This is a genomic window from Arthrobacter sp. 10T419 (genome assembly GCF_056394105.1).
Window position 1 is genome coordinate 1 of record NZ_JBFTHF010000073.1, and the last position, 384, is coordinate 384.

Genomic DNA, 384 nt, shown 5'->3' on the forward strand with positions numbered 1-384 from the left:
GAGCTGCACTGGCACCCGAACGCCGACGAATGGCAGTACTACATCAAGGGCAAAGGGCGCATGACTGTCTTCGATACGGGTCCCAAGGCGATGACCGCCGACTTCAACGCGGGTGATATCGGCTACGTGAAGAAGGGGCTCGGTCACTATGTGCAGAATGTCGGCAACACGGACCTGATCATGGTCGAGGTCTTCAAGGCTGACCACTTTGCGGAGGTGGCGCTGTCCGACTGGCTCACGCATACACCGCCTGAGATGGTCATGCAAACGTTGAACATCAGCGCGGAAACGCTGGCGCAGTTCCCGCGTGACCGCCCCGACATCGTGCCGGAATGACCCGCTTCTTCTTCGCCGCTATCTGACTGAGGATGCTCGACGTCAGTC

Annotated in this window: 1 protein-coding gene; it reads left to right on the forward strand. The window is 59.4% G+C overall.

Features of this window, described 5'->3' with window-relative positions; translation table 11 throughout:
* Positions 1-336, forward strand: a 336-nt coding sequence (locus tag AC1DBD_RS17930) for a cupin domain-containing protein (RefSeq protein ID WP_476982741.1), incomplete at its 5' end; no start/stop codon positions are given.
* Between the last annotated feature and the right edge of the window lie 48 nt (positions 337-384).